The sequence below is a fragment of the Streptomyces sp. RP5T genome, assembly GCF_003933965.1.
In the GTDB taxonomy this organism is placed as follows: domain Bacteria; phylum Actinomycetota; class Actinomycetes; order Streptomycetales; family Streptomycetaceae; genus Streptomyces.
Window position 1 is genome coordinate 1 of record NZ_RSAJ01000378.1, and the last position, 8,208, is coordinate 8,208.

Here is an 8,208-nt window from a genome sequence, read left to right on the forward strand (position 1 = left end):
GCCCGATCCCCATCCCCACCGCGAGCAGCAGCACGGCCACCGCCGGTACCGCCAGGGACAGGGCGTCGGTGCGCAACCGCGCCGCGGTCGCGGCGGGTTCGGCCGCGTGCAGGGCGATGGCCGTCAGGTCGACGCCCGGGGACAGCAGGCGGATGGTGGCCCAGCCGGTGAGCGCGCCCCCGAGGGCGGCCAGGAAGGCCTGGGGCAGGGACTCCAGGATCAGCAGGCGGCGGCCCGCCGCCCGGGTCAGGCCCATGGTGCGCAGGCGGGCCAGCAGGGCCGTGCGTTCGGGGGCCGTGCGCAGGAGGGACAGGAGGAGGGCCAGGACCGCGTAGCCGGTGCCGGCCGCCACCGCCGTCACGTAGACGCCCTCCGCGCCGGTCTGGAGGGGCGAGTCGACGAACCGCGTGCGTTCCTCGGACCTCAGATGCACGGACGCCGCCTCGGGTGCCGCCTTGCGCAGGGCGGCCCCGTCCAGTTGCCGCCCCGTCAGCAGCAGCGCCGTCGGGCGGGCGGTCGCCGGGCTCAGCGCCTCGCGGTTCACGACCAGGAAGTCCGAGCCCACCACCGCCGGCGTGCGGTCCAGGACGGCGGTGATGCGGACGGTGAGCGAGCTGCCGTCCGGGAGGAGGACCGGGAAGGGACGGGTGCCGTACGTGCGGGCGGTGGCCGTGGAGGCCAGGGCCGGGACCGGCGCGCCCGCGGCCCCTGCCCGCAGCCGGGCCGCCGCGAAGGCACCGATGTCCGTCCGGGACGACAGGGCCGCGTAGTCCGCGGGGTCCACCCCGACCAGCGGCAACGACTGGGCCCCGTTCTCCGGCTTGGCGTCGGAGGTGCTCACCGCGGACAGGTCGCTGACCCCCGGTGACCCGCGCAGCCGGTCCGGCAGTCCCGAGGGCAGCGGGGCCATGGTCTCCACGCGCGCGTCGGCGCCGACCGAGAGGAGAGCCGCCCGGTCGCGGGCCTCCTGGACGCCCGCGAGGACCGAGCCGCCGAAGGCCGCCGTGGTCAGGGCGGTCAGCAGGGCGAGCAGCGGCAGCACGGCGGAGGCCGAGGTGCGGCCCGCCCGGGCCAGGGACAGATGGGCGAGGGCACCGCGCAGCCGGGCGGCCGGGCGGGCCAGGCCGCGCAGCGGGAGCGGGTACAGCCGGACCAGGACCAGGGCGGCGATCACGCCCACCAGCACGGGCGCCAGGAAGACGAGGTCGGCGGAGCCGCCCGAGGCGCCGCGGCGGCGCAGCGACTCCACCGCGCCGGCCGCCAGTACCAGCAGCGTCAGCTCGGCGACCGTACGGCGCCGGGACGGTCGTACGGCGGAGATGTCCTCGCGGCCGGTGTGGACGCGGACCACGCGGTGGGCGGCCGCGGCGCGCAGCGGGAGGGCGGCGCAGGTGACGGCGGTGACCGCCACGGCCGCCGCGACCGCGTACCGGGAGCGGCCCTCGGGGACGGCGACGAGCGCGGCGGCCAGGCCCAGGGCGCCCGCGGGGACGGCCACGACCGCCGTCTCCGCGAACAGGCGGGCCGTCAGCGCACCGAGGGAGGCGCCACGGGCCCGCAGCAGGGCCAGTTCGGCGCGCCGCCGGTCGGCGGTGAGGCCGCCCGCCATCAGGAGGACGACGGCGGCGACCGTGCCGGTGCCGAACGCGGCGACCGCGACGAGCGGCGCGACTCCCGCGCGGAACCGGTCGTAGGCGACGAGGACCTCGTCGAGGTCGGTGAGGACCTCGGTCTGGCCGGTGATCTCCGTCAGCCCCGTCACCGGGCCGTCGATCCTCAGGCGCACCTTCCGCAGGACCGGCCCGGCCTCCAGGGACGCGAGCGCGGACCGCAGCGCCGGGGTGTCGCGGGCCCGCAGGTCCTGCGCGGCGGGCGCCAGCTGCCAGTATCGCTCCGGGCGGCCCGGTGTGGCCAGCAGGACCGGGGCCGCCTCGGGGGCGATGAGCAGGGCGCCGAGCCAGTGCATGTCGATCGACGGCGCGGGCTCGCGGATCAGGGACGGGGTGTGCAGGGTGGGCCGGGTCGACCAGTAGGCGCCCTCGGGGTCGTGCGGGGTGACGATGCCCGTGACGCGGACGGGGAGGGTGCCGACGGCCGCGGGCGCGTGGATCACCGAACCCACCTTGATGTGCAGGGTCCTGGCGGTCTCCACGGTGACCGCCGCCTCCAGCTCGGGGGTGGTCGCGGTCACGTTCCCGTCCGCCCGCGGCAGACGCCCCCGGGCGAGCGAGGAGTGGGCGCCCAGGCCCGACTGGGCGACCACGGTCACTTCCGCGGGCTTGCCCGTCGGCCGCGGCAGCCACGGGTCCGGCACCGGCATGTCCATCGTGGTGCGCACGCCGTACGTCGACTGCTCCGGGTCGAGGACGAGCGCGCCCGGGATCTCGGCGCGGACCTTGGCGTACTGCCTGGCCAGCAGTTCGGGGCGCAGCACGTCCTCCCGCTCGCGCGGCGACAGCATCATGGACGGCGGCGGGGCGTACACCTCGACGCTGGTCCGGTCGGGGCGGGCCTGCTCGGCGGCCCGGCGCAGCCCGGAGTCCTCGTACCGGTCGACCGCTCGTGGGAACGCGGCCGCGAGGCAGGCGGTCAGCGCGACCAGCAGCGCGAGCCAGAACGCGGTGCCCGGCGCGGTCCGCAGCCGGGTGCGCACCCAGGGCACGCTCTCCCCGCGGCCCCCCGGCTCGGCCCTCCTGAGGAACCTCACCTCACTCACCCCCCTCACGCAGCGCCCGCGCCGGATCCCCCCGCCGCAGCGCCAGCGCCGCCGTGACCAGGAGCGGGGCGAGGGCCACCGCCGCCAGCAGTGCGGCCGCCTGCGCGAGCGGCAACTCGACCAGGACCCGCGGGACCGGTCTGGCCGCCTCGTCCGTCAGCACGATCAGCGGGACCACCGCCCGGGTCAGCGCCGCGCCCAGCAGCGCGCCCACCAGCAGCGCCAGCACCACCAGGACGCCCTGTTCCACGGCGACCGCCCGGGCCAGCCGTCGCCGCGGGGCCCCCAGGGCGCGCAGTACGGCGAACTCCGCGCCGCGCTCCCGCAGCGACCCGGCCGCGCTCACCGCGAACCCGACCGCGGCCAGCGCCGCCGCCACCGCGGCCGCCGCGGCGAACGCGGCCTCGGGGCCCGCGCCGAACGGGTCGTCGCGGAGCTGCCCGGCGAGTTCGTCCCGCACCACGACCTGCGCGGGGTCCATGTCGGGCCGGGCCCGCAGGGCCGCCGCCACCTCGGCCGACGCGCCCGGCCGCGTCGACAGCCACCACTCGGTCGGCTCCACACCTCGGCCGTCCTGCTCCTGCAACTCCCGGTTCACGGTCCGCAGATCGACCAGCAGAGCCCCGCCGCTGTCCGAGGCGGTGGGCAACTCCCTTACCGTGCGCACGATCCGCACCGAGACCGTCTCCCCGTTCAGCGGCACGTCCAGGCTCTCCCCGACGGCCGCGCCCGCCGCGGTCAGGAAGCTCTCGGTGGCGACGCCCGTGACGCCGGCCGCCCTCGGCTGCGGGGCCTTGAGCCGGACCGTCAGCGACCCCGAGGTCCAGGAGTCGTCCCACGGAATGAACCCGGTTCCGTAGGTCACGCTCAGCCCGCCGGGACCCGAACTCAGGCGCGGCTGCGTGGGTTTGGCCTTGGGGTTCGCCGTCGAGCTCGCCGTGTCGCTCTGCGAGTCGGCCACCCAGCCGGTCGGCAACGGGAGCCGCCGCACCGCCCCTTCAGCGTCCTCGGCCGTCAACTCGCCGAGGGTCAGGCGGTGTTTCTCGGCCTTGCCGCCCGGGACGGGAACCACCAGTTCCAGGGAGGTGAGGGTCAGCGGGCCGCCGGCCACATAGACGTCCAGCGGGTGTGCCCGGCCGTCGGCGGGCAGTTCGCCGGCCGGGAGCCGGTAGGGGGTGCCGTAGCCGTCCACCAGGGTGACGGCGGCCTGGACCGTCGTGCTCGGGACCGCGCTGCGCAGGGTCGCCGTCAGCCGCAGCCGGGTCGTGCCCGCGGGCACCTTCACCCCCGCGACCGCGCCTTGGGGGGCGAGGCCCCGGAGGAACGGCCCGGTGTGCAGATCGGGGCGGATGAGCATCGAGGCGTGCGAGGTGTCCAACGCCAGCACGGTCGCCACCCGGCTTCCGGACAGCGGCAGTTCGGAGCGGGCGGCGGGCGCGGTCCGCCGTACGCCCGCCACGGCCGCGTACTGCTCGGTGCGGCCGAGGCCCGAGTCCCCGGAGACCAGCACCCGCACCGGTGTCCCGGCGCGGAAGTCCGCCTGGTCGGACTGCGAACGGTCCCAGGAGGCGCCCTGGCCGATCGCCAGCATGCCCAGCGCCATCGCGAGGACCAGCAGCAGCACCGGGCCCGCCCCGCGCATCGGGCGGCGGGCGATCTGCCAGCCCGCCAGGGCCGCGGTCAGCCCGCGCCCGCCGGTCGCCCGGCGTTCGGCGAGCCGGGCCAGCGGCGGCAGCAGCCGCAGCGTCAGGACGGTCCCGGCCAGCAGCGCGAGCGCGGGCGCCGCCACCAGCAGCGGATCCACGCCCAGCGTGCCGGAGGTGTCGTCGGAGACGGCACCGGAGGTCTGGCGGCTCAGCTGGAAGTACGCCACACCGGCCACGGCCAGCAGCCCGACGTCCGCGCCCGCGCGCACCGCACCCGGCAGCGCCCGGGCCCGGCCGCGCGCGAACGAGGACGTCAGCGCGGGCAGGGTCACCGCAAGCGCGCACCCGAGCGCCACCGCGGCGGCCACCAGCCACACCCCTGGCCGCCCGCCCCAGGACACCTCCAGGTGCAGCCCGATCCGGGCCAGCGGTCCCCGCCCGGCCAGCATCCGCGTCAGCGGGCCCGCCAGCAGGGGAGCGCACAGCAGGGCGGGCGCCGCGAGCAGCACCCCCTCCAGGGCGGCGAGGCCCGCGATCCGGGCACGGGAGGCGCCGCGCGCCAGCAGCAGCCGGCTCTCGCCCGTGCGCTCACTGCTCAGCAGCCCCGCCACCAGCAGCAGGGCGCAGCCCGCGAGAAGCACCAGTTGCAGGGCGACGATCAGCAGCGTCGAGCGGGAGACCAGCAGGGAGCGGTCGGCGCGGTCGAGGACCTCGGGCAGCGCGGTCGACGCGGTCGTGGCGCCGCTGAGGGACGCCTCCTTGCGCAGCGCCGCGTTGCCCGCGACGGCCGACCTGCGCAGCGCGTCCGAGCGGGCGGTCGTCACCGTCGAGAAGTCGGCCGACGCCAGCCATCCCGACGTCCCGACGCTCACCGTGCCGTCGGCCAGCACGCCGGGATCGGCGAGCAGGGGGCCGTACGTCGTGAAATCGAGCTTGTTGACACCCCGGCCGTGCAGTTCGTCCAGGAGCCAGTACGGGTCGTCCGCGCGCACGGGCCGGTACAGGCCGGTCACCGTGACCCGCACCGCGGGGCCGCGCAGCCGGTCGGCGAGGGTGACGCGGGCGCCGGGGCCGAGGTGCAGGGCGCGGGCGGCGGACTGCGGGAGCGCCACCTCGACCAGCCCCTCGGCGGGCCGCGGCAGCCGCCCCTCCACCAGCCGCAGCCGGCTGCGGTCCAGTGCCGCGAAGTGGGTCAGGTCCGGGTCCTCGGAACGCGTCGGCTCGGGCCGCAGCGACCGCGGCAGCGCGTACGGGCCCGACCGCAGGAAGGTCCGCACGGTCACCGGCAGCCCGTCGAACGTCCGCCGCGCCACCGCGCGTACGGCGGTGCCGGCGGCCGCACGGCGCTCCTCGGGTACGCCGGCCTTGACGACCAGCGCGGTGTCCGCGGCGTTGCGCGGGTCCGCGAGGGAGTGCCGCAGGGCCGCGTCGCCGATCGCGCCGGAGTAGGCGGTGAGGGTCGCGAGGACCGCCGTGGTGAGCAGGACCGTGAGCAACGCGGCGGCCAGCAGCAGCCGGTGCGCCCGCGCGCGCAGGAACACCAGACGTGCGATTCCCCCGAACCCCGTCACCCGGCCCCCCGCCGTGTTCGCCAGATCTCCGGCGAGGATGCCAGAGGGGATCGTCACGGGTAAGCGCTTGTAGCGAGGGCTTGACCGGATTGTGACCGGAATCCGGCACCGCGCGACCGGAATCCGGCAATCAGTGAACGGCGGTCACCGAGGGGTGATCAGTCGGCGGTGATCAGTCCGCGGTGTTCACCATCGAAGAGGCCGCGTACGTCAGGTAGTTCCACAGCTGCGTCTCGTGCTCCTCGGACAGGCCGAGTTCGTCCACGGCGTCCCGCATGTGCCTCAGCCACGCGTCGTGCGCCTCGCGGTTGACGACGAAGGGGGCGTGCCGCATGCGCAGCCGGGGGTGGCCGCGGTTGTCGCTGTACGTCGTCGGACCGCCCCAGTACTGCATGAGGAACAGCGCGAGGCGCTCCTCGGCCGGGCCGAGGTCCTCCTCGGGGTACATGGGCCGCAGGACCGGGTCCTCGGCCACCCCCTCGTAGAAACGGTGGACGAGGCGGCGGAAGGTCTCCTCCCCGCCGACCTGCTCGTAGAAGGTCTGCGTCTGAAGCGTGCCGCGCCGGATCTCTTTCACGTCAACCATGGTCTCAGACGGGGTGGAGGAGGACTCAAGGCTTAGGACCTCTCGCGCTCCGGGTGCAGAGTGGAGGTATGGGCGCGCACGCTCCGGACAGGGATCTCACCGAACTCGCCGCCTCCGCGCGGGCCGCGCTGGTGCGGGAGATCGACGCGAGCGGGGCCTGGGCCGCCGACCCGGAATGGCGGGAGGCATTCGAAGCGGTGCCCCGGCACCTGTTCGTGCCGTACTACTACGTGGGCGTCCTGGGCGGCTACGAGCGGCTCTGGGGCGAGAGCCCGGACCCGCGCACCCGGGAGAAGTGGGTCCGCGGGGCCTACGCCGACGCCCCGCTGGCCACCCGGCTGCGCGACGGCGAACTCGTCTCCTCCAGCAGCCAGCCCTCGCTGATGGCGATGATGCTGGCCGAACTGCGGGTACGCGACGGCGACCGGGTCCTGGAGATCGGCGCCGGTACCGGCTACAACGCGGCCCTGCTCGCGCACCGGCTCGGCGACGACCACGTCACCACCGTCGACCTGGAGCCGGAGATCACCGAGGCGGCGCGCAGACATCTGGCCACCGCCGGGTACCACCCCGTCGTCGTCACCGGCGACGGCGCGCGCGGAGTGCCCGAGCGCGCCCCCTTCGACCGGATCATCGCCACCTGCACCCTGGCCTCGGTGCCGACGGCCTGGCTCGCCCAGTGCCGTCCCGGCGCACGCGTCCTGAGCCCGCTCGCCACCGGTCTGATCGCCCTGACCGTGCGGGACGCCGGGCACGCCGAGGGGCGGTTCCTGCACACGCCGGCCTACTTCGTGCCGTTGCGCGGCGCGGGCCTGCGGAACCAGGAGCCGGTGGACCCGAGCGGGGTGCCGCGCCGGGCCCGGGAGGACGACCTGTTCCGGTTCCTGCTGGCGCTGAGCCGCGACAGCCTCGAACCGCGTCAGGCCCACGCGCTGTGGGAGCGCGAGGGCCGGCCGGGCAGGGAGCGCTACGGCGTCACGGTCAGCGGCGACCGCGAGTGGGCGTGGCTGGACGACCCGGAGGGACCCTGTGCGTGGCCCCTCCGGTGACGCGTCCGCTCGCTAGCCGCGGCGGATGGTGATCGTCGTCCAGGCGCCGACGTGCACCCGGTCGCCGTCCTGGAGCGGCACCGGCACGAACGGCGTGATGGGCTCCTCGGCGCCGTTGACCGTGGTGCCGTTCGTCGAGTTCTGGTCGACGACCGCCCAGGAACCGTCCGGCTGCTGCACCAGCACCGCGTGCTGGTGCGAGACGCCCGGGTCCTCCGGCGGCACCGACAGGTCGACGTCGGGGGTGTCGCCGGTGGAGTGCCGGCGGCGGCCGATGGTGACCTGGTTGCCGGTGAGCTGACGCTGCTGCTCCGGGGAGTACGCGGGCAGGTTCAGGCCCGCGGCCTCGGGGCCGGAGCGCTGCATCATCGCCATGAAGTACTCGCGGTCCGGGCCGATGGTCGCGGTCCAGGTCGCCGGCTGCTGCGGGAAGGACGGGCCGGCCTGCGCGGGCGGCGCCTGGGTGGAGCCGGGCTGCGGGTAGCCGTAGCCACCGGGACCGCCGGGGCCACCAGGACCGCCACCGGGACCACCGGGGGCGGTGCCGGACGGCGGGGAGATGACCCAGTCGTCGGCGCCACCGCCGCCGAAGGGCGGACCGCCCTGGGGTCGGTTGGTCTCCTGCGGGAAGGCGGGCGGG

Annotated in this window: 5 protein-coding genes; 1 reads left to right on the forward strand and 4 read right to left on the reverse strand. The window is 76.3% G+C overall.

What is annotated here, in order from left to right; translation table 11 throughout:
* From EHS43_RS30380 to EHS43_RS30390, 3 genes are all read right to left on the reverse strand, one after another.
* On the reverse strand, positions 1-2,662 hold a 2,662-nt coding region (locus EHS43_RS30380; protein WP_260470786.1), incomplete at its 3' end, for an ABC transporter permease.
* Between the two features lie 46 nt (positions 2,663-2,708).
* Positions 2,709-5,933 (reverse strand): FtsX-like permease family protein, encoded by a 3,225-nt coding sequence (locus EHS43_RS30385; protein WP_125193919.1) that lies wholly within the window; start codon positions 5,931-5,933, stop codon positions 2,709-2,711.
* 172 nt (positions 5,934-6,105) lie between these two features.
* Entirely contained in the window at positions 6,106-6,519 is a 414-nt protein-coding gene (locus tag EHS43_RS30390; RefSeq protein WP_185806481.1) for a globin, read from the reverse strand.
* A gap of 68 nt (positions 6,520-6,587) precedes the next feature.
* Between EHS43_RS30390 and EHS43_RS30395 the strand changes: the two genes are divergently transcribed.
* A complete protein-coding gene (locus tag EHS43_RS30395) occupies positions 6,588-7,568 on the forward strand; it encodes a methyltransferase domain-containing protein (protein WP_125193918.1) in 981 nt (326 codons plus the stop codon).
* 12 nt (positions 7,569-7,580) lie between these two features.
* Here EHS43_RS30395 and EHS43_RS30400 read toward each other — a convergent pair.
* Positions 7,581-8,208, reverse strand: a 628-nt coding sequence (locus EHS43_RS30400) for an FHA domain-containing protein (protein WP_148104120.1), incomplete at its 5' end; no start/stop codon positions are given.